Genomic DNA, 25534 nt, shown 5'->3' with positions numbered 1-25534 from the left:
GTAGTCCAAGTCAACGATCCACGCTTGAAGCGTCTAACCGAGGCGGGGTACTTCGTTGTCGGCGAATCGTGGGGTGCCCGCCTGCGCCTGAGCGATCCACCCAACCTGACGGTCCTGAACGCCGCCGTCGTCGCGGCAACAGGCCAAGGATTCCGGATCGAGGAACTCGATGCCAGCTGGGCGCCTCAGGTCACAGCACTCGAAGCCATGAACCACGCCGACTACCCGTACACGCCAGCGACATCCGTGCCCCACCGCGACGAGTCCGACGTGCTCGACCTGTGGACATTCGGCTGCCGTCTCTTTGGCGCCATCCATGACGGACAACTCGTGGCCGTCAGCGTAATGAGACTGACTGCCGCGCGCGCGGAAACCGAATTCACTTCCGTCCACCGCACTTACCGCCGACGAGGGCTCGCCGTTGCCGTCAAGGCCGCATCGATCACGGCGTTGGCCCACGACGGCGTCAGGATCTTCGGCACGGGTGGTGCTCAAGTCAACGCCGGCAGCATCCGTATGAACGAACACCTCGGCTACGCCATCGAAGAACGCTGGCTCAGCCTCACCGTGCCGCATTAGAACAAGAACACACGCGCTCGGAGGAGGTTTCTACACGGCCACTATCCCTGGGCGGCGGTTCATGCCCTGAAGCGGCGTTCAGGCCCAAGGCGGCGGGACCGAGGCGCCGCCACGCAGTGCCACCTGGAGGTTCAAATCGTCACCGGCCTGGAGCTGGCGGCTAGTCAGTGGGTTGAGGAAGCCGAGATCGTCGACCGTGATGCCGAAGCGGTCGGCGATGTCGTTGAGCGTGTCGCCAGCGACCGCCCGGTAGGAGATGGGGGCACCATCGGTTGTGGCGGTGGCGCCGCCGGCGCCGAACCGGGAACCGGTGTCAACGGCGAGCAGCCCGGGCCGGGTGTCCGGCACGTCCCAGGTGATCGTGCCGACCGCCCGGGGAGTGAGCACGCAGCCGTCAGGATCGGTCGTGCTCGGGTCGGTCTCCGTGATGACGGCAGTCAGGAAGTAGCTGGGGTTGCCCCGGGAGTAGTCTCTGTCTCCCAAACTCAGCCCGGGCTGATCGGCGTCCGTGGATAGGTTGCCGAAGGAGAAGTTGTACATGTCGGCCAGGCAAGTCGTGGTCTCCGACCAGGGACTGAAGAACAGTTGCAAGCCTCCGGGAACGTCCGAGTGGAAGTCTTTCAGTGCGACGTCGAACCCGCCGCCTGCGGCCGTGACGACGACGGTTCCGGAGACGGTGTCGTCCCCCGAGGCCGACGTGAGCTCGGCCGTGCCGATGACACCGTCGGGGATGACGACGTCGACCGCGCCGTCGGGCGGGGCCGACGCATCAGTGTGAACGGCCGTGTCGAGCGGTGGAGTCTGGGTTGTCGGGGGCGAGCAGGCCACCAGTCCGAGCACCAGAGCGATGCTCCCCAGAACGGATGTCGTCAGTCGTGGCATCAGGTCCCCTCCCCGCCGGGCCCAGTATGGCAGTCGGCCGCGTCGCCGGTCCAGCCGCGGGCCCGAGAAACGAGATGGCTCGACCGACGTCGCCACCGGACGCACCGGTCGCTATGAACCCTCCCGTTGGCGGTTGGGCTTGCGGGCGAAGCAGGGGGACTTTTCAGTCGCCTGAATTGCCCGGATGCCGCGGTTCAGACGTGCTCGTGGGCTACCTGCCGGGGCTGGCAATGAGGCGCGTCGCGGACCTGCACGCGGGCGAAGCCAAGCCCGACGCCCGCGATGCCGCGATCATCGCCCAAGCCGCGAGGAGCCTCCCGCCCGCTTTGCGGTCGCTGCAGCTGGCCGATGAGCAGGTCGCTGAGCTCTCGATGCTTTGCGGTTTCGACGACGATGTCGTTGGCCAGATCACGGCCACGAGCAACCGTATCCGGGGCCTGCTCGCCCAGATCCACCCTGCGTTGGAGCGGGTCCTGGGCCCGCACCTGGACCATCCGGCGGTGCTGGATCTGCTGCAGCGCTACCCAACGCCAGCGGCGATGAAGGCCGCTGGCCCAACTCGACTTGGCAACCAGCTGCTGAAGTTGGCACCGCGAATGGGCCGGCGCCTCGCGGACGAGATCACCCGGGCGCTGGGCGAGCAGACCGTAGTGGTGACGGGCACGAACGAGACCAACGTCGTGCTCCCCAAGCGTGCCGAACAGCTCGCCGCGCTCCGCCGGCACTCGCAGACGCGAACCGACTTCCGACCGCCGCTCTAGCTCGAAGCCTGAGTGGGTCCCTGGCCACTCCGATGACAGCTACAAAGCGATGGCACTAGTGAGGTTGACGAGCACATGGTGAGGGGCAACGGCCAGCACCACGTTTGCATATTGGCTGAGTATGGTTACTCGCAATGGTCGATTGGTTCCTTGGGCTGCTGACGCCCGCTCAGTGGGATGCGTGGCGCACCTGGCTCGCGACCGATGGGGGGGCTCACCGCGCTGCTCATCGAAGCCCTCCGGTCCAACGGCTAAATGAGGTCGGGTCCATCCGCTTCCGAGATCAGACGCTTATCGCGACCTTTCCACGGGCGTGCTCGTCGACGAAGTACCGCATGGCAGCGGGCACCTCGGCAAGCCCATAGATGCGATCGATTACGGGGGTCACCCGCCCGGCCTCAATCAGGTCGCGTCGCTCGTTCAGCGTTTTCGTGCTGCCATTCTGGGTGAATGGTTTGAGTTTTTGGCCAATGAATGGCGATATGGCAACGGCTTTGAGGATGTGCCCCGTAGGCCCGACCACGCGTCCGCCTGTGCCACTGGAGAGCACGAGGACTCCCTTGGAAATGAGTGCGCTGCGCAATTCGGTCAGCGTGTGGTTCCCGATCAGATCGAAGATGACGTTGTGCCGAGCGGTTCCACGGGTGAAGTCGTCGCGGCCGTAATCGACGACGTGGTCGGCACCGAGTGATTGCACGAGCGCAGCGTTGGCGGCGCTGCTCACGGCGGTGACCTCGGCGCCGAGCGCCTTCGCGATCTGCACAGCGAAAGTCCCCACTCCCCCGGATGCCCCATTGACCAGCACCCGCTGACCGGGCGTCACCGAACCGGCATCGCGCAAGCCGACCAAAGCTGTCATCCCGGACAGAGGCACCGCGGCGGCTTGCTCGAAGGTCAAATTGACCGGCTTTCGCGCCAGAAGGGAGGCGGGTGCGGCGACGTACTCCGCAAAGGTTCCTGAACTGAGCTCTCGTAGACCTCGTCGCCCTGGCGGAAGGCCGTGACGTTGGTGCCGACCGACTCGACGACGCCCGCGACATCCTTGCCCCGCGTCATCGCTTTCGGTCTTCGAGTGCCGAAGGCCAATCGCGCGACAAGCGGTGTGCCCGACATGTGAATCCAGTCGGCATGGTTGAGGCTCGCGGCTACCACGCGGACGAGAACGTCGTTTTGACCAACGACCGGATGGTCGATGTCTTCCACTTTGAGCACTTCTACATCGCCGTAGTCCCGCTGAACTATTGCCTTCAAGATGTGCCTCCTAGTTCGGCTGCAGGGTACCGCTTACCGGTAACGTCTTTCGGCGCTGCGCACAGCCGGGCGGCGGTGACGCGACCGGTGGCCGGGCCGGAGCGGTGCCCAATCACGGCTGGCCTTTTGTGGGACAGGAGACGGTCATGCCCGAGCCGTTACGGCTGCGGTCGTGCCAAAGCCCCGCACAATGAGCCAAATGGCGAAGAACAGCTCGAACAGGCCACCCGGAACGGTGAAAACGAGGCTGGCACCCACTACGCCGGCGAGTTCGAGAAAGCACCCGCCCGCGAATAACGCGTAGCCAATAAATCCCCACACGGCCAGGAACCGTGGCACGAGGCGTGAGCGGTAGAGCGCAATGCAGAACAGCAGGCTACCGACGCCAAGGCCCGCCATCGCAATGTTGTATGCAAGGAAGTTGGTGCCGCCCATGCCTGCGAGTAGCGCGACCGCGCCGACCGCCAAAAACCCACCCTCGAAGATCCGGGTGGCGAGGTAGCTGGCCGCGATTCCGGGAGCGTGTGGCCAAAGGACAGGAAGCATGACAGCTCCGATCGCGATCACGGCCACCGAGTTCAACACCATGAGCACCACTCCTGCGGTGAGGAGGCCGCCGGGGGAAGCGGTCGTCGCGATAGAGCTTCCAGTGCCGTAAAGGAAAAAGGCGGCAAGCATCAGCGCGCCGACGGTGCGGGCAATTGTGCGTGTATTACTCATACGTTTCTCATCTCCAGTCGTCGCACCTTACGGTGTATGGTGAACAGTGCGAAAGTACCATACGGCGTATGGTGATGTCTATGGCGAAGCTTGAAGATAGAACACCGGTCACCCGTGAGCGAGCGATCAGGGTCGCCATGGCGCTGGCCGATGCCGACGGGATCGAGTTGCTCAGCATGCGCAAGCTGGCCGCCGCACTCGACATAACGGCCATGTCGCTCTACTACCATTTGAAGGACAAGGAAGATCTTCTCGACGGGATGCTCGACATCGTGCACTCCGAATTCGCGACGCCGAGTGCTGGGGACGAGTGGCGGGCGGCCATGCGGAAGCGGGCGGGGTCGACGCGCAGTGTCCTGGCACTGCATCCCTGGGCCATCAGCATGAAGGCCCGCACATCCCCTGGACCGGCGACCCTCGGTCACCTCGATTCGGTCATCGGCTGCTTAACGGCTGCGGGCTTCTCGATGGCCATGACGGGCCACGCCATGTCGATCCTGGACAGTTACGTGCTGGGCTTCGCCCAGCAGGAGGCCTCGCTGCCGCTCGACCCGTCCGGCGACATCGGCGACGCGACCGAAGCCATTATGGCGCAGCAGGAAGCCATGGCCGACTCCTTTAAGAACCTCGCCGCGATGGCAGTATCGCTGATCCTGCAACCCGGATACGCCTTCGGCAACGAATTTGACTTCGGTCTCGAACTGATTCTCGACGGTCTCGAAGTAGCCCTTCTCAGCGACTCCGTTCCTTCTAGTCAGTAACGTTCGGCCGGACAAGGCCAAACACCTTCCATCGGATGAGACCGGCGGACCACTGACTCCCGATCTGACCCAGCGCGAGGCGCGAATTCATTCGCTGCTCGGCCTCAGACGAAGGCGACCGCGCGCACCGGCGCCCCGTCGCCGCCGAGTCGCAGGGGGAAGAAGCCGATCCGCACCTGTGACGGCAGGTCATCCAGGCCGCAGAGGTTCTCGACGATCAGCCCGCCGCGGCCCAGCACGACCTCGTGCACGGGAAAGGCGGCCGACGACGTGCCGGTCGGGTCGGGACTCAGCGTGTCGACCGCGAGGATCCGCATCCCGCGAGCGACGAGCTCGCTCGCAGCACCGGCATCGAGGGCCGGATGCCGCACTGCGCGTGCGTCGCCGAACCACCGCGCCCAGCCCGTGTCGATCACGACGATCGGGGGCAATCGATCCGGTAGCGGATGCTCCGCATTCAGCCGGTCCCACCCGTATACCTCGCCCTCGGCGAGCGCTCGCACCCGAACCACCAGCGCATCGCCGAGGAGCTCGTCGAGGGCCACATCGGCCATTGTCCGGCCACCGGGGACGGTATGGGACGGCGCATCTATGTGCGTCCCGGTATGAGACCCCATTCGCAGCCCCGTCACGGCCACCCCGTCGCGGTCGAGGTCCAGCGCGGCTTCGACGTGGACCGCCGGGTCGCCGGGATACACCGGCATCCCGTCGGTGATCGGGTGGGTGAGGTCCCGGAGCGCCGTGCGCGGCGGCGCTCCAGGGCCGTCAGCGAGGGGTGTCGGCATCGGCGAGGTGCTGGCTGGGCTCGAAAGGCGTCCTGCTGCGGCGCGCGAGCGAGAAGGCCAAGTACACGGCGAAGGTCAGGAGGAATGCGGGAACGGTCGCACCGAACGGAAGCGGCCACACGTACGCCCACACGTAGGCGGACACCGCACCGACCACCCACGACGCGACAGCGAGCCAATTGATGCCGCCGGTGTACCAGTAGCGACCGCCTTGAGCCTTCAGGATGTCGGCGCTGTAGCTGCCGCGCGCGACGATGTAGTAGTCGACGATCATGATCGCGAAGATCGGTGCGAACAGGGCACCGATCGTGACCAGGAAGGTCGTGAACTGGGCCAGCAGACCGAAGAAGGTCGAACCGATGATCGAGATGAGCCCGAGGACGATCGCGGTGGGCAGGAACTTCACCCGGCGGCCGGGGAGCGCGTTGACCACGCTTGTGACCATGCCGTAGACGACCATCGTGTTCGTCGCCATCACGGATAGGAAGATCGCGACCGCGAACAGGGCGCCGAAGGGTTCGATGATCGTCACAGGGTCGAACGCCATCGCGTCGCCGCCCCGCAGGACGACGTAGCCGATCGCGCTCGCGCCGAGCGTCATCGAGATCACCGTCGACAGGGTGTAACCGATTCCCGAGCCGACCACGCCCGCGCGGGTCGTCGATGCGAAGCGGTTGAAGTCGGCCGAGAGCACCGTCCACGATATGGCGGTCGCGACCACGACATCGAACGCCAGTCCCGGGGAGTAGAACGGCTCTAGCGTCGCCGGGATGGCCGCGAACTCTGCCGGCGGGAACGTAGAGAACGCTACGACGAAGATGTAGGCGGCGATCGCGAGGATGACCGCGGCGAACCACGGTTCCACCCGAGCGACTCCGGCGTGGCCGAAGATCGCAAGGATCACGACGATCGTCTGGCAGAGCACCGCGAAGATGACGGGGTTCGAGAACCCGGTCATCGACGCGACGATGTAGTTGAGGGCGATCCCGGCGAGCATCGCCTGCACCCAGCTCCAGCCCATGAGGATGACCACGTTGGCGGCCACCGGCAGCAGGCTCCCGCGCGTCCCGAACGGTCCGCGCGTGATTGCCATCGTCGGCAGGCCGGTGCGCGTTCCGATCGCACCGACCGTCACGAGCACTGCTGCTCCGACGATCGTACCGCCCACGATCAGAGCGATGACGAGGCCGAACGGCACATCCGGCACGAAGAGCGTGCCGGTCAGAAGGGTGGTGACCACAAGGTTCGCGGCCAGCCAGATCATGAGTACGCGGCCGAGCGAGTAGGTTCCGCGAACCGGGCCCGCGTCATCTGAGTTGGTGTCCAGTCGGCGGTCGAGACGGGTGTAGAGCGACATCTTTGGGCTCCTCGATGAATAGGGACTGGTCAGGGCTGGGGTGACAGGTGTTCGTGGATGGCGATGAGACCGGCAGAATCAGACCGAAAGACGATCGTTTCGCGCTCCCGGTAAGACATGGGTCCGTCCGCGGTGCTCACGCTCGTGCTGACGGAGTGGGTGAAGACGGCTCCGCCGGGAAACGCCTGCACCGCGGCCGCGCTCGATGCGCAAGATTGCACGCTCCAGCCGCCGCCCACCCATTCCTCCCACATGGCTTCGTAGGCAGCCCGGTCCTCGATTCGCGCAGGTTCGGTGTGGAAGACGAAGGTTGCGTCAGGTGCGAAGAGTGAGAAGTAGCGCGGGCCGTCGGTGGCGGCGAACGCCTCGACGATGGCGGATGCCGCGGCACGGACTTCTTCGTCCGTTGGGGTGGGCAGTGTCATGGGTGTCTCCTGCGTCGGGCTTGTCGGTCGGGTTCGGGACTTCTATGTCAGGTCGGGGCTTTGTCGGTCGGGGTGGGTCACCCCAGGCGCCATCGCGCTCAGCAGCTCGTAGACGATGTGGCTGGCCGCGACAGCGGTCAGCTGGGCATGGTCGTACGCGGGGGCGACTTCGACCACGTCGGCGCCGATGATGCGCAGGTCGGCCAGGGCACGCAGCATCCGTAGTAGTTCTCGACTCGTGAGCCCGCCCGCCTCCGGAGTTCCTGTTCCCGGCGCGTGGGCGGGGTCGAGTACGTCGATGTCGATCGAGATGTAGAGCGGCGCGTCTCCGACTCTGGCGCGGATGCGTTCGACGGCGGCCGCGACCCCGTGCTCTTCGACGAATTCGCTCGTGACGATCGCAAAGCCGAGCCGGGCGTCGTCTTCGAGGTCGTCCTTCGAGTACAGGGGGCCGCGAATTCCAACGTGCATGCTCGCGGTCAGGTCGATGAGGCCTTCTTCGGACGCCCGCCGGAAGGGGGTCCCGTGAGTCATCGGCGCCCCGAAGTACGTGTCCCACGTGTCGAGGTGGGCATCGAAGTGCAATACCGCGACGGGCCCGTGCTGCGCGTGCGCGACGCGAAGCAGCGGCAGAGCGATCGTGTGGTCTCCGCCGATGGCGACTAGTCGGTCGGCGTGCTCGCTGAGCTGGCGCGCGCCCGCCTCGATCTCGGCCACGGCAGCAGCGATGTCGAACGGGTTCGCGGCGATGTCGCCGGCGTCGGCGACCTGCTGGGCGTCGAACGGGAAGACGTCCTGCGCAGGGTTGTACGGTCGCAGTAGGCGCGAGGCCTCGCGCACATGAGCGGGGCCGAACCGAGCACCGGGTCGGTAGCTCACTCCGCTGTCGAAGGGAATCCCGACGATCGCGATGTCTGCCCGCTCGACCTCGTCGAGCCGCGGGAGTCGCGCAAAGGTCGCGATTCCGGCAAACCGGGGCACGACACTCGCGTCCACCGGCCCGCGGGGCTCATCCGTCGCATCTTTGCTGAGCGGTTGCATATTTGACAACTTTCGGTACGCTATAGACAACTACAGCGCTACCGTACGCTGTCCCGTGCAGATCGTCAAGGACGAATGTGTGAGCAGCTTCGAGGAGGAACTGTGCGCGCCATCCACCCCACCGCCGAAGGCACCGCGACACCCATCGGCGCCAAGCTGCGCTCCGCGCGCACCGCTCAGGGCATGTCACTCGCCCAGGTCGCTCAGACGACGGGCCTCAGCAAGGGCTTCCTCAGCCGGGTCGAGCGCGACGAGACGTCACCGAGCGTGGCAACGCTTGTCCAGTTGTGTCAGGTGCTCTCGTTGCCCGTCGGAGCGCTCTTCGCCGAGCCCGACGTTCACCATGTCGCGTACGCCGACGCTCCGCGGATCAACTTGGGCGGAGTGCACGCCGACGAGCGACTGATGTCGCCGCGCGGCGAGGAGCGGGTTCAGCTGCTGCGATCAGAACTCGAGCCGGACGCGCACGGCGGGACCGATCTGTACACGATCAACTGCGACGTCGAAGCGCTCCACGTCGTCTCGGGATCACTCACCGTGCGATTCGCCGGTCGCACCGTGGCCGTCCACGCCGGCGACGCACTGACTTTCCCCGGTCGAGAGCCGCACACCTGGCAGGTCGAGGGCGGCGAGCCAGCCGTCGTGCTGTGGGTCATCGTGCCCGCGCCGTGGAGCGGCTCGGCCTGACCGAGACCGCGTCGTATTCGAACCCCAGCGTCCAGATCAGCGCAGGCAGGGGCGCGGCCGCCCCGAAATCGTTGAGGAATCCGCTGATGGCATCCAGGAGCCCGGCAGATAAAACCCTGTCCAGGTCGGGACCGAGGCCGGTCATCCACTTCGTCCCTTCCGCAGCGCGGTGGTCCGCCACAGCTTCGTCGACGCGTTCGAAGGCGACGCTCGGGCCGGCGAAGTCGAACTCGGCCGCCCGCAGCACATCCGGGTCCACGTCGACCGCTTCACACTAAAGCCTGTCCGCGTCTCACTCTGAACGTTAGGCTTGCTAACAGAACCCTTGAGATCGGAGGAGCAGCATGAATGGTGACGGCACACAGAGTGAACCGATCCAAGACCAGCATTCTAAATCGGACGAGGACAAGGTGGCGGGGATTCTCGCACAGGAGGAAGCTGACCTCGCCGGCCACAGTGAGCCCCAAGTCCTCGACGCGCTGCGTGAACGATTCGCAGATGCTGGACACACCGTGAGCGAAGAAGCACTCCACGAGCATGCGCGTCGAATCGCCGGCCTCGACCCGAACGATTTCTCCAGCAAAACACGGTGACTTCCTAACGACGATGCAGCGCCACCATCGCGGATGCCGACAGGGTTCTGCGTGGGCATTCAGGAACGGCGTAGGAACCGGATCAGAACCGCGGACCCAGGCTAGCGACAAACAGTAGCGTCGCCGCTACCGGCCGAGCACCCCTCGACATGTGCGAGTCCTCATCGCGACGGCGGAATCTGGACGGGGCGGCCTGGGTGCGAGCCTCTTCGGTCACCCCACTCTCGGCGAGCGGATCGGGGTTACTGCCCATCGAGGCGGCCACCCGTTCTCCACCGCGTCGACGCGGTCGGATGCCAGAAGCGGCAGCGAGTGACCTCTAACTCTCTCCCGGCTTCATCAGCAAGGGGGTCGTCCCGTCCCCTTCCGAGTATCGCCAGGAACAGGGATCTCAATAAGAATCGCTCAACGATGGTTCGGCGACCGCAAGGAGGTGCGCGAGGGAGAATGCTCCGCACGGTCCCGGATGCCCCGGAGCATCCGCTCGGTCATGAGGAAGCTCACCATCTCGATCGGCTCCACGAGTACCTTGGCCCAGTCGGTGAGGTACGCGTACCGCTCGCGAACGACAAGCCGCGTCGCCCCGTCGGTTCGAGGTTGAAGGACAAACGCCCACGTGAAGTCGTAGGGCGCTCCGGCGCCCGTGCCGTCGAGGGCGATCGCCATCGCGCCGGCTAGCCCTCGCATCCACACCATGAAGTTACTATCCCACCCGTGCAAATCGAGGGCAACGGATGCCGCCGCACTGGAGTCTGGCGCGCGCCCGAGCTCATGGACTAACGACGCTCGAGCAATAGTCCGGCGGACACTGACTCGGATCGGACCCAGCGCGAGGGGCAAATTCATTCGCTGCTCAGCGGTGTCGACGCCCAAAGGGCAGGTCGATAAAACCACACCCATCAAGAAGGCCCGGAACGCAAACTTCCGCTGGGGCTGGGAAATCAATATCGCCGTCCGCGTCGACTCCGAAACCCCTGGGAAGCACCGGTTTCCCGGACTGGCCGTCGCCGCAGATCTCGCACACAACTCAAGAATCGCGACCGGAAACGGACGCGAGAACCCCATAATCCAGAAATGGCTCCTGAGAAGCCTCAGGAGCGATTTCTTTTTGTTTCGACCGGACCGTTTCGTAATGAGTTTCGCAAATGGCCCTTTGTTGGGACTGACAGGATTTGAACCCGCGACCCCATGAAGGCTCAGACCTTAACTTTGTCTTCGCCGAATGACTCGGAAAACTCGCGGATGCCCCTGTGTTGACAGGGAACCGGGCGGTTCACTACCTGCAATTGTACTTTGTCAATTTGGGTCGAATCGAGATGAATGTGATGAGTAAATGATGACCATTTGAACCGTCGCGGTCGGCACCGCGATCCCAAGTCCTTCAGCACTTTGGGTCGCGACTTAGGACTCTGAGGGCACCAAAGGCAGTTCGGCTCCGTAGTTCCACGACAAGATGGCCGGCTGCTCTCGGTAATAGCTCAGCACGGAGACTGATCCAGCATCCAGGCTGATTTGAGCACCGAATCGAGGGGCCATCCTCAGGTACACGGCGGTGAGAATGCGCAGGAAATGTCCGTGCGCGATCAGGGCGACATCTCCCTCCTCCATGGCAGGCAGCACCCGCGTGAGCACCCGCGACGCGCGGGCGGCGACCTCCTCCACCGTCTCACCAGGCGTTTCACCACGAATCACGCCGTGGGTGAATGCGCTCCAGTTGTAGCCGAGTTCACTGCGGATGTCCCGCGTCGTACGCCCCTCGTACCCGCCGTAGTCCCATTCGACGAGGAGCGGATCAACCTCCGCTTGAAGGCCAGCGAGCTCAGCAGTGCGTCGCGCACGCTGCAGCGGCGACGTCAGAACGAGCGAGAAATCGTAGTCGGCTACCAACCTGCCCGCGCCGTGGGCAAGTCCCTCTCCCCGGGCAGTGAGCGGAATATCCGTGAGCCCAGTGTGTTTGCCATCCTTCGACCACTCCGTCTCCCCATGGCGCAAGAGAATCAGCTTCCCCGACGGGTTATCCGGAGCGGGGTGGCTGGGCAGCGGCTCGATCGTAAACATACGGCAACAGTAGTATCGCACCCCCGTTTCGATGGAGGTTCTTGATTGCTGGAAAGGCCAACGTTCACCCCTGCGGGTGTTCGAAGCGGGTGGGGGAACGGGCATCCCTGCGGGTGTTCGAAGCGGGTGGGGGAACGGGCATCCCAGCCATCACGCGGCTACGGCCGTTCATGGTGAGCGCAGACGGCTCGGAAAGCGAAGAGCTGCTCGCCCACCCCGGAACAACGGATGTTTCGGGCAGCACTTACACGAGGACGATTCGGGATGAGAACGTGCCGGCAGGGTTCTCCCGTCGCAACATAGTACTAGACAAGTCCGTCCTGGCGAGTGTCTAAAAATGCCGCAGAGTGCTAACCGTCTTGGCCGAGCCGACCTGATCGACGGCCTCCGGGACCTTGTCCAACGTCTGCAGGGCGACGGTTTGAGCACCGGTGTCTACTTCATTGGAGGCGCCGCATTGTCCCTTCGATACATCCCTGATCGTGGTCTCACCGACGATATCGACGCTGAGATTCGTCCCTCTTCCCGAGCGCTTGAGTAGGCCCTCGAGATCGCCGACAACCGAGGGCGGGGTGGCGACTGGCTCAACGCCCACGCCGAGACATACATACCCATAGCGAAGAACCCCGGCTGGGAATCCCTCTACGTCGATGACTTTGTGTCCGGGTGGGTGGCCTCACCGCCCGCAGCCCCGCCGGCTCCAGAACGGGGACCGTCCCGGAGCAACTAGCGACCCACCAACGCCCCAGCCACCGGACACCACGCCAAGGCCAGAACCGGAGGGACATTCTCGCCCGTTGCTCATCATCTGCGGTTAACTGACCGGCGTCGGGGCGCTCGTCACTGCGAACCGAGCGACAAGCGCACCTCGACCTCGCGTTCGACGAAGATCCATTCCTCGGTGCTCCGCAACTCATCGAGCAGCTTGTCGAAATCCGCGACACTTTCGGGCGCGTACTCAAACCAGGTCAAAAAATCGAACGGCCCACCCCCATCACGGCTGTGATGGAGCCGCCGGGCCACAGCTGGCAGCGAGTTCATGGAACGTCGGATGTGGTGACTGGTTTCCTCGAAAATCTGCCGGCGTTCGTCTTGGGCCAGTTCCCACCACTCCTTTGACTTGGTGATGGGGATAAAGGAGGCGACGGTCGCGCCGGGTCGGCCCAGAGCCGGTGACCGCGCCGTCAGCTCGGCCAGTTCGGCAGCGGTCGTGTAACGCTGATGACTAACGGTGCCGCGCAGGGTCCACCCCGGGGCGTCCGTGGCCGATGACCCCGACAACCATGATTCATCCTCTGCCGCTCCTTCACGAATCAGCAGACGCGCGGCGGCGGGGAGCCCGTCACCGGTCACCGCGATGATGCGATCAATACGCCACTGGCCAGCATCGCCTGCAGTGAAAGTGACGGGTAGGGCGTCGGTCATTGGAACTCCTGACGGTATCAGCGACTTCGACGCTAACATCATCTTGAGAACCGCCCCAGCAGGCTCTGATGGCGTGCGATCAGGCATCCTCAGGTCGACGCCCCAGCGTCAGCCCAAAAAGGTTCGGCCGCCAGATCTGGGCCTGGCGTTCATCATGGTTGACGGTGACCAGCTCAGCCCGGTCGATTGCTTGGTTGGATCCTCGGGCTTCCAGGGTGGTGCCGCCTGTGACTCCTCGTCGTGCTGCGGCCTTCTCACCGACGTGCTCTGCGATGAGGAGGTCGATGGTGGCATCGCCGCGGGTCCACCGGTGCTGATGGCCTTCTGGGCTTTCACCGGCGGACTCGAATCCGATGTCAACGAGGGCCTTGGTGACCTGATGGAGGATGGTCGGCTGCGCGCGCACATCCAAAACAGCATCCGCGTCGTCGGTCGGCCGATTCGGCGTGGTGTCGCGTTCGACGCACCAGAGGTGCACCATCTGGCCGCCAACCAGGCACCAGTTATTCGGCACCTTCTCGGATAGGTCGAAAAGGGCGTGCCAAGCCAGCGAGGACCTCTGACCGAGTACCGGCATGTCGATGACGGTCATCGGTTGCTCAGCAGTTCCTTGATCCGCTGACTTTCGCGTGGCCCGGCGTGGTCGGCGAGGTCAGCGAGGACAAGGCCCAGCGGCGCTCGCCCGTCGGCGTCAGCTTGGACACGAGCCAGGTGGAGCCAGACATTCGCATTCTTCGCCTTCACCAACAGGTACTCGTTGATGAGCTGCTGGGCGATCTCGGGGTCAACATACGCTTCAACCTCATGTTCGCTGCTAAGCCCCGCGCGGTCGTCACTGATTCCGGAGAGGACTATTCGCTTGTCGCTGCGGAGGTCACCGAGATCATCGGCGTTCGCGTGCAAGGCACGGACCGGTGCGCGATTCCGGAGCCAGCTGGCAAGGAGGAGGGCCGGCGCATTGCTTTCTGCCAGGGCAGCGCACTTGCGGTTCAGGAGCCAGCGAGCCTTCGCCTCCATGTTCTCGGGTTCGACGCCCGACAGCAGAGCGATGAGCGACCATGAGTTGGCCGGGCTCAGCGGGCGGGAGAGCGGAGGCTGTCGACGGAGCTCCGACTCGTCGATTCCCCAGCTTGAGCCGATCTTCTCGGCATCGACCTTGCCCTCGCGGATCAGCTGGTGCACGCGCGCGACAGAGATGTCCTGGCGGGCGGCGTACTCTTTCACACTCAACATGTCACAAGGGTACAACCGCTGAAACCCTTGTGACAAGCGACAGCACCAAATGAATGTGTCAGGCTCGTCCAGATGAGGGACGGCCCAACTGACGGCCCCGCAGCGCGACCACCTCCGGCGCGCCCTTGTCCGCCAAGCCCCTGTGCAGTCCTGTCACACGAGGTTTCTGGGTCATGACGGGGGGAACCGGCGCACAGTCGTGGACTGACCGCGGACCCGACGCGGTCCATGACGCTGACCGGCGCACCGCGCGTCACCTCGGCAGCAGCGTCGCCAAGCTCGGGCAAGTCGCCATCTAAACTGAGGTTGGTACCCACGGAAGGAACCTCAATGAGCATGGAAGGCGCGGCCTGGAGCTCGCTGCACAAGATCTCGACCGCCAGGGACGGCAAGCGCGGCTTCTCCCGTGAGTCCGTGCGGCGGATCATGACGTTCGCGGTGCCCTACCGGTCCAAGCTGCTGATCTTCATCGCCCTCTCTATCGTGGGAGCTTTCCTCGCGGTCGCGACGCCGGTACTCGCCGGCCAGGTGGTCGACGTCATCGTCGCCCAGGGCGAGGTCACCACGATCGTTTGGCTCGCCGTCGTCATCGCCCTCGTGGCCGTGGCCGACGCCGCCGTGTCACTCGTGACGCGCTGGTACTCGGCGCGGATCGGCGAAGGCGTGATTTTGGACCTCCGCACCTCCGTCTTCAACCACGTGCAGAAGATGCCGATCGCGTTCTTCACCCGCACGCGGACGGGCGCCCTCGTGAGCCGCCTCAACAACGATGTGATCGGCGCCCAGCAGGCCTTCAGCGGCACGCTGTCCGGCGTGGTTACGAACCTCGTGGCGCTGATCCTCACCCTGATCGTCATGCTCAGCACGTCCTGGCTCGTGACGGTTCTCGCCGTGATCATGCTCCCCATCTTCCTGGTACCCGCCCGCCGCATGGGCAGCCGCCTCGCCGCGCTGCGCCGCGAGGCCGCCGATCACAATTCCGCCATGAGCACGCAGATGACCGAGCGCTTCTCGGCGCCCGGCGCCACCCTCGTCAAGCTGTTCGGTCGGCCCGACGAGGAGGCCGAGGAGTTCCGCGTCCGCGCCGCCCGCGTCCGCGACATCGGGGTCCGGACCGCGATGCTGCAGTTCGTCTTCTTCACCGCCCTGATGCTCGTCTCCGCTCTCGCCCTTGCGCTCGTCTATGGGCTCGGCGGCTTCCTCGCACTCGCCGGCCAGCTGAATACCGGTGACGTGGTCACCCTGGCGCTCCTCCTCACCCGCCTCTACGCGCCGCTCACCAGCCTCGCAAACGCACGGGTGGAGATCATGAGCGCGGTGGTCAGCTTCGAGCGCGTCTTCGAGGTGCTGGACCTCGACCCGCTCATCAAGGAGAAGCCCGACGCCGTCGCCGTCCCCGAAGGCCCAGTGGCCGTCGAGTTCGACAACGTCCGCTTCGCCTACCCCTCCGCGGACAAAGTCTCCCTCGCCTCTCTCGAGGAGGTTGCCACGCTGGACACCCGAGGCGGCGAGGAGGTGCTGCACGGCGTGTCCTTCAGGATCGAGCCGGGGCAGACCGTTGCCCTCGTTGGTACGTCCGGTGCCGGCAAGTCCACAATTGCGCAGCTCCTCTCGCGCCTGTATGACGTCGACAGCGGCGCCGTGCGCCTCGCGGGGACGGATGTCCGCGATGTCACTTTCGTCTCCATGCGGCACACCCTGGGCATGGTGACGCAGGACGGCCACCTGTTCCACGAGACCATCCTCTCCAATCTGCGCCTCGCGAGACCGGAGGCGTCCGACGACGAGGTGTGGGACGCCGTCCGCCGTGCGCGGCTCGAGCCGCTCATCCGGTCCCTGCCGGACCAGCTGGACACCATGGTCGGTGAGCGCGGCTACCGACTGTCCGGGGGCGAGCGCCAGCGGATGACCATCGCGAGGCTCCTGCTCGCCCAGCCGCGCGTCGTCATCCTCGACGAGGCGACGGCGGCGCTGGACTCGACGTCTGAGGCCGCCGTGCAGGCGGCGCTCAGCGAGGCGCTCGAGGGAAGGACGGCGATGGTGATCGCACACCGCCTCTCCACCATCCGCAGCGCAGACCTGATCCTCGTGGTTGAGGACGGCTCGATCGTGGAGCGCGGTACGCACGAGGAACTGCTGGCTGTGGGTGGGCGTTACGAGGAATTGCACCGGACCCAATTCGCCGTGCAGAAGAATGATGCGGCCGATGAGGAAGCACTGAGCCGGACCTAGTCGCTGGGCTCGGTATCCCTGCCCCGAGCGCCTCGGAAAGTCGTCTCATCACGTTTCGTTTAATGGGGACTGATGACGACTTGCCTGACAGTACGCTTGGGTCACCAGGCCCCAGAGGCGCTGAGGCGCTGAGGAGGCTCCATGTTCAAGCCATCTCGATCAATCACCACGGCCATGCCGTCGGATCTCGCTATCTCGCGCGCTGCGGCCCGTCGCCCGCTTGAAGAGGTTGCAGCCGACATGGGCATCGGTCCACACCTGCTGGAACCGCACGGAAGTGCAGCGTCGAAGATCTCCCTCGATGCGATCGATGAGCTCCGTGACCGTCCACGGGCCAAGTATGTCGTCGTCACCGCAATCACGCCGACTCCACTCGGGTCGGGCAAGACGACCACCGCGGTCGGGCTCGGTCAGGGCTTCCGGCACATCGACAAGCTCGGGATCGTCGCGATACGGCAGCCGTCGATGGGGCCGACGTTCGGCATCAAGGGCGGAGCCGCTGGTGGCGGCTACGCTCAGGTGGTCCCGATGGAGGCACTGAACCTGCACCTGACCGGCGACACGCACGCCGTTACCGCGGCCCACAATCTATTGTCGGCGATGATCGGCAACCACATCCACAAGGGAAACCGTCTCGGGTTCGACCCCCATGAGATCACCTGGCGACGTGTCCTCGACGTCAACGATCGCGAGCTGCGCACCATCATCACCGGGCTCGGCGGTCCTGACGACGGCAATCCGTTCCAATCCGGTTTCGACATCTCCGCAGCCAGCGAGGTGATGGCGTTGTTGTCGCTGTGCACGTCGTTGCGGGATCTCCGTGAACGGATGGGAAGAATCGTCGTCGGCTACAACCGCGGCGGCGAACCGGTGACCGCCGAGATGCTCAAGGCGGCCGGCGCCATGACCGCGATACTCAAGGACGCCATCAAGCCGAACCTGATGCAGACCGTGGAGCAGACGCCAGTGCTCGTCCACAGCGGTCCGTTCGGGAACATCGCCACCGGTAACTCCTCGGTCGTCGCCGATCTGATCGGCATCCATGCCGGCGACTACCTCATCACCGAGGCGGGGTTCGGTGCAGACATCGGCGCGGAAAAGTTCTTCAATATCAAGTGCCGTTCCTCCGGGCTGGCGCCGGATGCCGCCGTCATCGTCGCGACCGTGCGTGACCTGAAAACTCACTCAAACAAGTACCGGGTAGTCGCCGGCCGACCGCTGCCACCGGAGATGCTCGCCGAGAATCCCGACGACGTCATCGCCGGGGCAGCGAACCTGCGCCGGCAGATCACCAACATCCGACGGCACGGAGTGACGCCGGTCATTGCGGTGAACGCATTTCCCACCGACTACGACAGTGAGCATCAAGCGATCATGGACGTCGCGGCAGAGGAAGGTGTGCGCGCGGCGATCAGCTACCACTTCACCGAAGGCGGCAGGGGTGCGGTCGAGCTGGCCGAGGCGGTTGCGGAGGCCTGCGCTGAACCGTCGAGCTTCCACCGGCTCTATCCCGACGAACTTCCCTTGGTCGACAAGATCGATGTGATCGCGCGCGAGATGTACGGCGCCGACGGCTTGGACCTCTCGCCTCTGGCAGCTCGGCAACTCGACAAGTACGAGCGGGCAGGCTTCGGCAGCCTGCCGGTGTGCATCGCCAAGACACACCTGTCCCTGTCGGCCGACCCCAAAATCAAGGGAGCACCCACCGGGTGGCGACTGCCGGTGCGTGAGGTGCGTGCGTCGATCGGGGCCGGGTTCATCTATCCCATCTGCGGCGACATGCGCACCATGCCTGGTCTCTCGTCCGCACCGGCAGCCGAACGCATCGACATCGACGACAACGGCGAGATCGTCGGGTTGTCCTGATCGGCGGACCCGGCCGGGCACGTCGGGCTTCTCGATGAAGCCTTCCCCGCCCACGAACCGGCAGTGAACGATGGTCTAAAAAGCCCGGAAGTCGAGCATCGATTCCTCGACGGCGAGAACCGACCAGGTGCCGCCCTCGGCATCCGTGAACGCGTACGCCGGGACCACCAGGACGCTCCCGTCCGGCTGCCACTGGCTGGCGAGACCGAGCTGTGCGCTGACGATCTCAACCTTGTTCACGGGCCATGAGACCGAGGTACCGGCGACTGGTGTCGCGGGCGGCTCCATCGGCGCCACCCACTCCTCGGTCGTCAACGCCTGATCACGGAGGGCCATCGGCAGAACCATCGGTGCTCCGCTGAACCGCGGGTCTGAGAGTCTTTCGAAGCCCTCTTGCTCACTTACCACCGGGTACATCCCCAGAGCAACGACGTCGGCGAGGGCACCGTTGGCGGAGACGACACCATCTTCTGCCATCTCCAATGACCAACCTTGGTCGAGCTGCTGCCCGTCGATGACCGGTTTTGCCTCGGCGGTGCGTGTGGGAGAGCCTTCCCACACCTGAGAGGTAAATTCGAACGCGGCAGGGTCCCGGCCGGCGGCGACGAGGAGCGCGCGAAGTGCTCCCATCGCAGCGTCTTCGCTGGGCGGTTCGCCGGTCGGCTCGCAGACCTGATCACCCTCGCACTGCCACGGGTTCACCTCCGGGTTCTGGAAGTAGAAGGACAGCATGCCGTCGAGACTCACTGACAGGCTCGGGGCGCTGCCGTCCTGCGGGCCGGCGACCCAGCTGCCATCGCGCAGTTCGATTGGTAACCCGATGCCGAGCGCCGCGGCGAGCGCGGTGACCTTGTCTGAGCTGGATGCCGAACGGGGGTCGTAGGCGTAGGCCTGAGCTGTGCCCGCCTGTGTGCCAAGACTGGACGCGCTGAAGGCGTTCCGCCCGGATCCGTAGGGGTAGGTCAAGGGAGACATCTTCTGGTCGATAGCGGCGCCAGAGCCCACGGAAGGCTCAATTCCGCCCTGCGCGACGCTTTCGGGGCCTCCGTTGGACTGCAGAGTGATGGGCGGTGCAGCGCCGTCGGCGAGGCTCATTGGCCCGCCTGTGGTCGCTCCGATCCCGTATCCCGCGCCACCCACGATCACAATGGACGCCGCGACCGCGACGAACGGGAGCCAGCGTGGCCGTCGGCTTGCTCGTGCCTGGGCCAGGTCGGCCGCGGGTGCCGATCCGGCCATCGGTTCAGCCTCAGAACCGGTCATCCGAGCGACGACCTCGTCTGCGAACCCGGCACGCGCCTCGACATCCCCCGCTGGGTCGGCGGCACGCAGCCGGGCAACCAGGTCTCGTTGTTCGTCGTCGTCGTTCATATCGATCAGCCTCCGGAATTTCGGTTCACCTGTTATATGTGCGGGGCGTGCCGAATCTTGCAGAAGCCTTAGAACGACATCCGGTCGCCCCAGGCTTCTCGCAATCGCTTGCGCGCGCGCGACAGCGCGGCGTCCGCCCCGGATCGGGAGATGCCGAGCACTCCGGCGAGCTCGGCTCCGTCGAGACCCTCCCACGCGTGGAGGAGAAGGATCTGCCGGTCGCGCTCCCCCACGCTTGCAAGCGCGCCGCGGAGTTCCGCATCGAACAGGAGGTTCAACTCCGGATCGCCGTCGACTCGCACTACGCCCGACTCGGGCACCTCGTCGACGGGAAGATCGATGTGCTTCCTGCGCGAATTCGCGAGCGTGAATCCCGCCGTGCGATACAGCCACGGCAGCACCGCCTCCCGTGGCAGGTCATTGCGGCGTCGCCAAGCCGTCGCGAAGACCTCAGCGGCCAGGTCCTCGGCATCCTGACGCGGTCCGCGGCGGGCGAAGTAGCGCACGAGCGCAGTCGAGTGCGCCCGGACGATCACGGTGAACCAGTCGACGTCGGCCGCCGTCTTGGGCGGTTCCGCGCTAGCAGGCATCGCCGCTCCCTCGCTCATGTCGGCGGTGGCTGGGGTGTTGGCGATCCTCACATACTGAATATGTCGCTTCCGCCGTAAGTCTTGCACGCAGCGCCCCGAATTTTCGGAGGTCGCGTCACCATCCTGCTGACGAACTTCAACCCCCGCAAAAATCCCGCTCACAATTCAAGAATCGCGACCGAAACCGGACGCGAGAACTCCTTGAACCTGAAATCGCTCCTGAGACGTCTCAGGAGCGATTTCTTCTTGTCTCGACCGGACCGTTTCGTGAAGAGTTTCGTAAACGGCCCCTTTGTGGGCCGTTTGCGAAAGCCAGCTGGGAGAGGATCGTCGGTGAAGGTGGAGCTCCATTTCCTCAACAGCCCTCATTGCTTTCCTCCAGGAAGGCTAGCGCCTGACCAGTCTCGGATCGGACCCAGCGCGAGGCGCGAATCTATTCGCCGCTCAGCGGCGTCGACGTCCAGTGCAGCTTGTTCGAAGTGGGATAGGGCAATCGCTTGGTTCGCGGATCGAAGTCAGCATCCGACGCGTTGATCACAAGCGGGCGGGCTCCCCTGGCAACCATCGCGGCACGATCCGACCCGCCTAGTTCTTCAATCAGCCTCTGACGGACCGGCTCGATCGCCTCGAAGAGGAGATCATCCACAGCCTCCACGAGTTCAAGGAAGCGGCTCACCATCGGCGGCGGGAGCGTCTGAGAATAGGTCGCTGCCGTCACATCTCTCACCCACAGGGTGCCCGCATCAAGGATTCCAACGGGGAAGGTCGTGTAGAGCTCAGACTGGGAATGCGCAATCGTGGTGTTCCTGAACGCGCCAACAAGCCGTTGGAGGTCCTGGAATTCGGCAGGGATCCCGATGTGCTTTGTCAGAGGCTTTCGCACCTTTGAGTCGAAGAAGGTCCGGCTTACGGGCAGCCCAGCACAACTCGTTGCTTGAACCGCCTGTGCTCACTTGCCGATAGCAAGATTGTCCGCCACCTGGGTCCAGTTATCTGACGAGGGAAGGTTGGACGCGGAGATCAGCTGCGCAGATCCAACCCCGGTCAGGCTGAGCTCAATCGGCAACTCAGTCGAGCACGCACTTGTCCACGCAGAGAGTGACGCGAACATGATGAGACAAACCTCCTTGCCGGACGCGGAGCGCGCTGCGAAGTACGACACTCCTGGTTGCTCCGAAAGCAGACGAGAGGAGTTGGGTGCCACTCCCAATTTTTCATCGGCGTCGAGGCCGGCCGGCAACTCATCCGTTGAAGTCTGAGCGCGTCCAAGGGCAGTGACCTCAGTACCTGACTGCTGACTGCACGCCGAAAGCAACGCTGCTGATGTCACGACCAGCAGCGTTGCGAGAGCCCTGATGGAGCGACTTTGCTTGTCCATTTCCACATCATTGCAGCCACTGTTCCGAAAACGTTTCATTGAGACCGCGTCCGCCGGCCCGATTCAACCACGGGACACCGGCGGCGCGGACGCCGCCGGTGAGAGTCTCGATTCGTCTTAAGATGACCACTCGCAACGGGTTCCCCTTGGGCCCCCTACGACCTGGGCTCAGCACAGCTCATCCTCCACGCTCTCCCGAATTTGTCCAGATGCACCGACGCTTCTCAGCCTTTATGAATCAGGTCTACGATTTCTTGGGCGTTGTCGTCTGGAGAGACGCTGATCTGCACATGATCACCCTCCATGGCCTCCATCACCACGACGGCAGCCTGTATCTCCCCGCCGATCTTGATAATCAGGCGCGCCGAATCCCCGGCTTGGACAGCCTTCACCGTGAGGGCGTTAAGGACGATCGCCCCGTCTTCGGTAAACGTCACATCAACCGCGTTCTGCCCCTTACTTTCTGCGATGGTGGCATCCTTCACTCCAGCTCGCTCAAGTACGGATGGGAGAACAACCTTCTCGCCATTAACCTGAACGCATTGCGGGTCCGCCCCATCAGCGCAAGTCTGCGATACCGCCAACTCGATCGCTCCCCCGGTAGCCGACGCTGAGTCACCGGTGCCAACTCCAGCCGAACACCCACTGAGGGCCAACACGACAAGTACGACCAGAGAAAGCCTGGGTGCTCGAGAAGCCATGAATATCCTTCCTTCGACGCGGGAGCTGAGAACCTGCAGAGCCTCCGCGTCCAACTCTTACCCGGCCGCGGATTGGCGATCTATGAAGTGTTCAATTGCACCAACAAAGTCTCAGCAGCACTGGAGATGCTGCCAATTGAGCAAAGAGTGACGATGCCAGCAACGCCCCAGAACCAGTAACGGACACTCCGACCCGCTTTCATCCGATTGAACGCCAGCCACCAAGCCGCCACCGACGCCAAGGTGGAGGCGATTACGGTACCAAACGCCATCCGTACGAAGTCTGCTGCGTCTGGAGCATCCCAGGAGTTGGTCGCGAGCACGATGCAGAACGGAACGATGATCATCCCCACGAAGCCGATGAGCACCGGAGACACAGCACGTCGTTTCTGAGTACCCGTCTGAGTTGACATGCGGTGAGTCTCGCAGGTCTCGCCCCCCGCAGACGACGGAATCGCTCCAGCAATCCGCATGGGGTTCTCAAATGACTGGATTGTCGAATGCCGCAGCTTATGTGCTGAAGGTTCTTCCTGGCGGAAGTGACGGGGGGCTTTTCGATCTCGTTTGGCACCAGACGCCCAAGAGCCATTGCCGCAGCCAATATCCCAACGGCGACAGCGACGGCCGAGAGGCTGCCAGGCTGAATGAAAACGGCCGCGACGAACAAGGCCATCGCCACCAGGAATCCGGCCGTGCGGACCCTCGGTCGAGAAATAAGCCCGGCCGTCAGGATGGCGACCACGGCAGTGACAAGAACTACCGTCACGGGGAGAAGGGGCTGGACCCAATAGTTGGCACCAGGGGCCTGATCAGTAGAACGGGCGCTTGTCGCGTACCAGGTAGACCAGCTGAACATGGCAATGGGAAGAATCGAGATGTCTGCCATGAGCCGCGACCGCAGCATCCCCGCAGTTGTCCGGCCGACCGAGGCGATACCGAGAGCCACCAGCAGAATCACGCCGTACACGCCGTAGGTACCCACCCCCACGCCGATATAACTGATACCGTCCGCGCAATAGAACGAGCCGGGATCATCGCTGCCCATCCGGAGGAAACTGCACTGGAAGTGCAGCTCATCACGCACGAACGTCAGCAGGAAGCCGCCTCCCAGAAGTACGGATACGACGAAGCCGACGCTCAAACTCAGTATCGCGCTGCCCCTCGGACTCAAGGCGTACTGCTCGCGACGCACTGCCAACGCCATTTACATTTCATCCGCCCACGTTAGAGTGCTGTCGGCGTCACTGCCCGTAGCAGTGCGGGTGCGCCCCGCGCTCGGGGTCTGACTTTTGGCTGCGCGGGCACACCGGGCCTGTCGTGGCGAACGTGTGGTCGTCCGGCCGCGATTCGGATCGGTCAGCGTCCGGCTTGCGGGCAGCTGTGCATGTTACGCGGCGGAAGGCTGAGATCTGAGCTGCGGCGCATACGCCAGCAGAGATTGTTCGCCCCGCTAGGCTCAGGCCATGCTCCGCATCCGTAAGACTCGTTGGAAGATCGCTTATGTTGCGATCGGCGGGGTTTTGTTCATCATACTGAGTACGGCAATCCGTCCCTACTTGTTGCCGGAGCCGATGTACGCGGTGGTTGCAAACGTGCTTACCGTCCTGCTCTACTTCGGAGGGGTGCGATCCTTCCGCGGTGCAGGCGAACCGATCGAGCCGCCCCGAGACTGGTGGACGATGACCTCTCAGCCGCGTGCCGGCTTCGTCATTGGATCTCTCCTCAGCCTCAGCTTCGCCAACGGCGTGTTCTTGGCGGCCTCAGGATCACGCGACCTAGCATTCACGTACGTACTTGGCGCATTAGTCGATGCGTCATTGTCGTTCCTATATTTCAGGTCGTCGATCCGGTTGCGACGAGTACCCGCGCAGACAGCGCCAGAAGCGCCGCGCTGGAAGCCCATGAAGCGTTAGCCGCCAACCAACGGCCAGGCTTTTTGCGCGCTTGACGTTGGCATTTGGACTGAAATGGCGGACGCTCTCGCGGACGGGTTCAGCCCGAATGAAGACGTTGTCGCTCCGATGCAGGAGACTGCAGGCATGGAACTCACCCGGCGCTACCGAGTCATTCTGATCGCAGCACTACCAAGCGGTTTCCTCTTAGGAGCAATCGTCTTCCTGGGATTTTCGGTCTTCGGCAACCCCGACTGGCGGGCATATCTGACGCCAGGCGCAGTCTTGAACGGTGCCACGCAGTTCGGCGTGGTTGGCCTGGTGGTTGCAGCCTTGTCTGTGCTCGGAGGGGCTCTTTCAATCGCCTTGGTTGACCGGAGATTAGTCCGCGAGAGCGCGGCCAGAATAGTCGCGGGCGGCTTGGGCTCAGCAGTCGGAGTGGGCATCGTCGGCATCGCGTTGGGGCTCGCGCAGAGCAGCACCTTCACCGCATTCGTCGGGCTTCTGCTGGCGCTACCAGCGGGCATAATTGCCGCAATCGGCATCGGCTCGACAGATCGGGCGGCACGGAGCTGACCCAGCGGTCCTAATCGCCCCGTAAAGGTTCCCTGTCGAACACTGCCAACAGGCGCCAACTACTCGTCATTCGTTGTGCTTTACTCGTGACATGGCAGCACGGTTGTTGTTACTGGTCGGCATTGCGGCAGCCGTCATTGGACTGTTTGGGACTGTGCTGTATTTCTTCCAGCCCTGGCGAACGTGCCCTTACGACGATTCGCCGGCAGCGTGCGCCATGCTCCCCGGCGATGCGGCGATGATGGCGGCCGCATTCGCTCTCCTGTGCGTCGGCGTCGTCACCGTAGTCATCGCCCTCATCGTTCGAACTCAGACCCAAAGCCGAAGCTCCCGCTGACCTGGGCCCGTGTGATTGTGCTTGCGCTCGTGA

General features: G+C 64.1%; 31 protein-coding genes and 1 pseudogene. 10 read left to right on the top strand and 22 right to left on the bottom strand.

All coding sequences use genetic code 11. The features are described from left to right. Positions 1 to 24 precede the first annotated feature (24 nt). Complete coding sequence (locus E3N94_RS12960) at positions 25 to 579, top strand: GNAT family N-acetyltransferase (protein WP_134570374.1); 555 nt, start codon at positions 25 to 27, stop codon at positions 577 to 579. Positions 580 to 657: 78 nt separating this feature from the next. Here the strand turns inward: E3N94_RS12960 and E3N94_RS12955 are convergent, their stop codons facing one another. Then, positions 658 to 1461, bottom strand: a complete 804-nt coding sequence (locus E3N94_RS12955) for a LysM domain-containing protein (RefSeq protein ID WP_104100440.1) — start codon at positions 1459 to 1461, stop codon at positions 658 to 660. Positions 1462 to 1661: 200 nt separating this feature from the next. Here E3N94_RS12955 and E3N94_RS12950 point away from each other — a divergent pair. Next, a pseudogene (locus tag E3N94_RS12950) lies at positions 1662 to 2183 on the top strand (transposase); the annotation flags it as partial. A gap of 322 nt (positions 2184 to 2505) precedes the next feature. Here the strand turns inward: E3N94_RS12950 and E3N94_RS16905 are convergent. From E3N94_RS16905 to E3N94_RS12940, 3 genes are all read right to left on the bottom strand, one after another. Further along, positions 2506 to 2985, bottom strand: a complete 480-nt coding sequence (locus E3N94_RS16905) for a zinc-binding dehydrogenase (protein ID WP_198416293.1) — start codon at positions 2983 to 2985, stop codon at positions 2506 to 2508. A gap of 131 nt (positions 2986 to 3116) precedes the next feature. After that, on the bottom strand, positions 3117 to 3473 hold the full coding sequence (locus E3N94_RS16900) for an alcohol dehydrogenase catalytic domain-containing protein (protein WP_198412245.1): 357 nt from the start codon (positions 3471 to 3473) through the stop codon (positions 3117 to 3119). 144 nt (positions 3474 to 3617) lie between these two features. Next, a complete protein-coding gene (locus E3N94_RS12940) occupies positions 3618 to 4193 on the bottom strand; it encodes a DUF4386 domain-containing protein (RefSeq protein WP_104100439.1) in 576 nt (191 codons plus the stop codon). Positions 4194 to 4273: 80 nt separating this feature from the next. Between E3N94_RS12940 and E3N94_RS12935 the strand changes: the two genes are divergently transcribed. Continuing rightward, positions 4274 to 4954: a TetR/AcrR family transcriptional regulator C-terminal domain-containing protein gene (locus E3N94_RS12935; RefSeq protein WP_198416292.1), complete on the top strand. Its 681-nt coding sequence runs from the start codon at positions 4274 to 4276 to the stop codon at positions 4952 to 4954. Positions 4955 to 5058: 104 nt separating this feature from the next. On the opposite strand, the gene E3N94_RS12930 is transcribed toward E3N94_RS12935, so the two are convergent. From E3N94_RS12930 to speB, 4 genes are read right to left on the bottom strand one after another with little or no spacing between them, the layout of a single operon-like run. Continuing rightward, positions 5059 to 5739 (bottom strand): cyclase family protein, encoded by a 681-nt coding sequence (locus E3N94_RS12930; protein WP_134570373.1) that lies wholly within the window; start codon positions 5737 to 5739, stop codon positions 5059 to 5061. Then, positions 5720 to 7096 carry a cytosine permease gene (locus E3N94_RS12925; RefSeq protein ID WP_134570372.1) on the bottom strand — a complete coding sequence of 459 codons (1377 nt, stop codon included), beginning with the start codon at positions 7094 to 7096 and terminating at the stop codon, positions 5720 to 5722. Before E3N94_RS12925 ends, E3N94_RS12930 begins: the two co-directional genes overlap by 20 nt. Positions 7097 to 7125: 29 nt before the next feature. Then, the gene (locus E3N94_RS12920) at positions 7126 to 7521 is read right to left on the bottom strand and encodes a nuclear transport factor 2 family protein (protein ID WP_104100435.1); all 396 of its coding nucleotides are present in this window, start codon (positions 7519 to 7521) and stop codon (positions 7126 to 7128) included. A gap of 42 nt (positions 7522 to 7563) precedes the next feature. Further along, positions 7564 to 8562, bottom strand: a complete 999-nt coding sequence (speB, locus tag E3N94_RS12915; protein WP_104194494.1) for an agmatinase — start codon at positions 8560 to 8562, stop codon at positions 7564 to 7566. A gap of 102 nt (positions 8563 to 8664) precedes the next feature. On the opposite strand from speB, the gene E3N94_RS12910 reads away from it, so the two are divergent. Continuing rightward, the gene (locus tag E3N94_RS12910; RefSeq protein WP_104100433.1) at positions 8665 to 9249 is read left to right on the top strand and encodes an XRE family transcriptional regulator; all 585 of its coding nucleotides are present in this window, start codon (positions 8665 to 8667) and stop codon (positions 9247 to 9249) included. Here E3N94_RS12910 and E3N94_RS12905 read toward each other — a convergent pair. Further along, positions 9215 to 9508, bottom strand: coding sequence for a hypothetical protein (locus tag E3N94_RS12905; RefSeq protein ID WP_104194495.1), 294 nt, complete (start codon positions 9506 to 9508; stop codon positions 9215 to 9217). The genes E3N94_RS12910 and E3N94_RS12905 overlap by 35 nt on opposite strands. An 85-nt stretch (positions 9509 to 9593) precedes the next feature. Between E3N94_RS12905 and E3N94_RS12900 the strand changes: the two genes are divergently transcribed. Then, on the top strand, positions 9594 to 9842 hold the full coding sequence (locus tag E3N94_RS12900; protein WP_134341898.1) for a hypothetical protein: 249 nt from the start codon (positions 9594 to 9596) through the stop codon (positions 9840 to 9842). 405 nt (positions 9843 to 10247) lie between these two features. On the opposite strand, the gene E3N94_RS12895 is transcribed toward E3N94_RS12900, so the two are convergent. The 6 genes from E3N94_RS12895 to E3N94_RS12870 form a co-directional block, all read right to left on the bottom strand. Further along, positions 10248 to 10538: a hypothetical protein gene (locus tag E3N94_RS12895; RefSeq protein ID WP_174721920.1), complete on the bottom strand. Its 291-nt coding sequence runs from the start codon at positions 10536 to 10538 to the stop codon at positions 10248 to 10250. A gap of 705 nt (positions 10539 to 11243) precedes the next feature. Continuing rightward, complete coding sequence (locus E3N94_RS12890) at positions 11244 to 11900, bottom strand: histidine phosphatase family protein (protein WP_104100429.1); 657 nt, start codon at positions 11898 to 11900, stop codon at positions 11244 to 11246. 331 nt (positions 11901 to 12231) lie between these two features. After that, positions 12232 to 12495 carry a hypothetical protein gene (locus E3N94_RS12885; protein WP_104100428.1) on the bottom strand — a complete coding sequence of 88 codons (264 nt, stop codon included), beginning with the start codon at positions 12493 to 12495 and terminating at the stop codon, positions 12232 to 12234. Between the two features lie 245 nt (positions 12496 to 12740). Continuing rightward, positions 12741 to 13325: a chlorite dismutase family protein gene (locus tag E3N94_RS12880; protein ID WP_134570371.1), complete on the bottom strand. Its 585-nt coding sequence runs from the start codon at positions 13323 to 13325 to the stop codon at positions 12741 to 12743. Between the two features lie 79 nt (positions 13326 to 13404). Beyond that, positions 13405 to 13917: a hypothetical protein gene (locus tag E3N94_RS12875; protein ID WP_104194498.1), complete on the bottom strand. Its 513-nt coding sequence runs from the start codon at positions 13915 to 13917 to the stop codon at positions 13405 to 13407. Further along, entirely contained in the window at positions 13914 to 14558 is a 645-nt protein-coding gene (locus tag E3N94_RS12870; protein ID WP_104194499.1) for a helix-turn-helix domain-containing protein, read from the bottom strand. Before E3N94_RS12870 ends, E3N94_RS12875 begins: the two co-directional genes overlap by 4 nt. 330 nt (positions 14559 to 14888) lie before the next feature. Between E3N94_RS12870 and E3N94_RS12865 the strand changes: the two genes are divergently transcribed. Beyond that, on the top strand, positions 14889 to 16790 hold the full coding sequence (locus E3N94_RS12865) for an ABC transporter ATP-binding protein (RefSeq protein WP_104100417.1): 1902 nt from the start codon (positions 14889 to 14891) through the stop codon (positions 16788 to 16790). Between the two features lie 141 nt (positions 16791 to 16931). Next, positions 16932 to 18656, top strand: a complete 1725-nt coding sequence (locus E3N94_RS12860; protein WP_198416291.1) for a formate--tetrahydrofolate ligase — start codon at positions 16932 to 16934, stop codon at positions 18654 to 18656. A 75-nt stretch (positions 18657 to 18731) separates the two neighbouring features. Here E3N94_RS12860 and E3N94_RS12855 read toward each other — a convergent pair whose 3' ends face one another. The 7 genes from E3N94_RS12855 to E3N94_RS12825 form a co-directional block, all read right to left on the bottom strand. Further along, entirely contained in the window at positions 18732 to 20027 is a 1296-nt protein-coding gene (locus E3N94_RS12855) for a hypothetical protein (RefSeq protein WP_134570370.1), read from the bottom strand. Positions 20028 to 20095: 68 nt separating this feature from the next. After that, the gene (locus tag E3N94_RS12850; protein ID WP_134570369.1) at positions 20096 to 20617 is read right to left on the bottom strand and encodes a sigma-70 family RNA polymerase sigma factor; all 522 of its coding nucleotides are present in this window, start codon (positions 20615 to 20617) and stop codon (positions 20096 to 20098) included. Between the two features lie 433 nt (positions 20618 to 21050). Further along, positions 21051 to 21500, bottom strand: coding sequence for a hypothetical protein (locus E3N94_RS12845; RefSeq protein WP_134570368.1), 450 nt, complete (start codon positions 21498 to 21500; stop codon positions 21051 to 21053). Between the two features lie 66 nt (positions 21501 to 21566). Beyond that, positions 21567 to 21995: a hypothetical protein gene (locus tag E3N94_RS12840; protein ID WP_134570367.1), complete on the bottom strand. Its 429-nt coding sequence runs from the start codon at positions 21993 to 21995 to the stop codon at positions 21567 to 21569. Positions 21996 to 22219: 224 nt separating this feature from the next. Further along, positions 22220 to 22480 (bottom strand): hypothetical protein, encoded by a 261-nt coding sequence (locus E3N94_RS12835; RefSeq protein WP_134570366.1) that lies wholly within the window; start codon positions 22478 to 22480, stop codon positions 22220 to 22222. A 296-nt stretch (positions 22481 to 22776) separates the two neighbouring features. After that, positions 22777 to 23043, bottom strand: coding sequence for a hypothetical protein (locus E3N94_RS12830; protein ID WP_134570365.1), 267 nt, complete (start codon positions 23041 to 23043; stop codon positions 22777 to 22779). Continuing rightward, positions 23040 to 23900, bottom strand: coding sequence for a hypothetical protein (locus tag E3N94_RS12825; RefSeq protein WP_134570364.1), 861 nt, complete (start codon positions 23898 to 23900; stop codon positions 23040 to 23042). Before E3N94_RS12825 ends, E3N94_RS12830 begins: the two co-directional genes overlap by 4 nt. A 259-nt stretch (positions 23901 to 24159) precedes the next feature. On the opposite strand from E3N94_RS12825, the gene E3N94_RS12820 reads away from it, so the two are divergent. From E3N94_RS12820 to E3N94_RS12810, 3 genes are all read left to right on the top strand, one after another. After that, positions 24160 to 24609 (top strand): hypothetical protein, encoded by a 450-nt coding sequence (locus E3N94_RS12820; protein WP_134570363.1) that lies wholly within the window; start codon positions 24160 to 24162, stop codon positions 24607 to 24609. A 54-nt stretch (positions 24610 to 24663) separates the two neighbouring features. After that, positions 24664 to 25164, top strand: a complete 501-nt coding sequence (locus E3N94_RS12815; RefSeq protein WP_134570362.1) for a hypothetical protein — start codon at positions 24664 to 24666, stop codon at positions 25162 to 25164. A gap of 91 nt (positions 25165 to 25255) precedes the next feature. After that, complete coding sequence (locus E3N94_RS12810) at positions 25256 to 25501, top strand: hypothetical protein (RefSeq protein WP_134570361.1); 246 nt, start codon at positions 25256 to 25258, stop codon at positions 25499 to 25501. Positions 25502 to 25534 lie beyond the last annotated feature (33 nt).

It is taken from the genome of Cryobacterium sp. Sr3, from assembly GCF_004402835.1.
GTDB lineage: Bacteria > Actinomycetota > Actinomycetes > Actinomycetales > Microbacteriaceae > Cryobacterium > Cryobacterium sandaracinum.
Note: the sequence above shows the minus strand (reverse complement) of the source record. Positions and strands in the feature narration are given on the sequence as shown.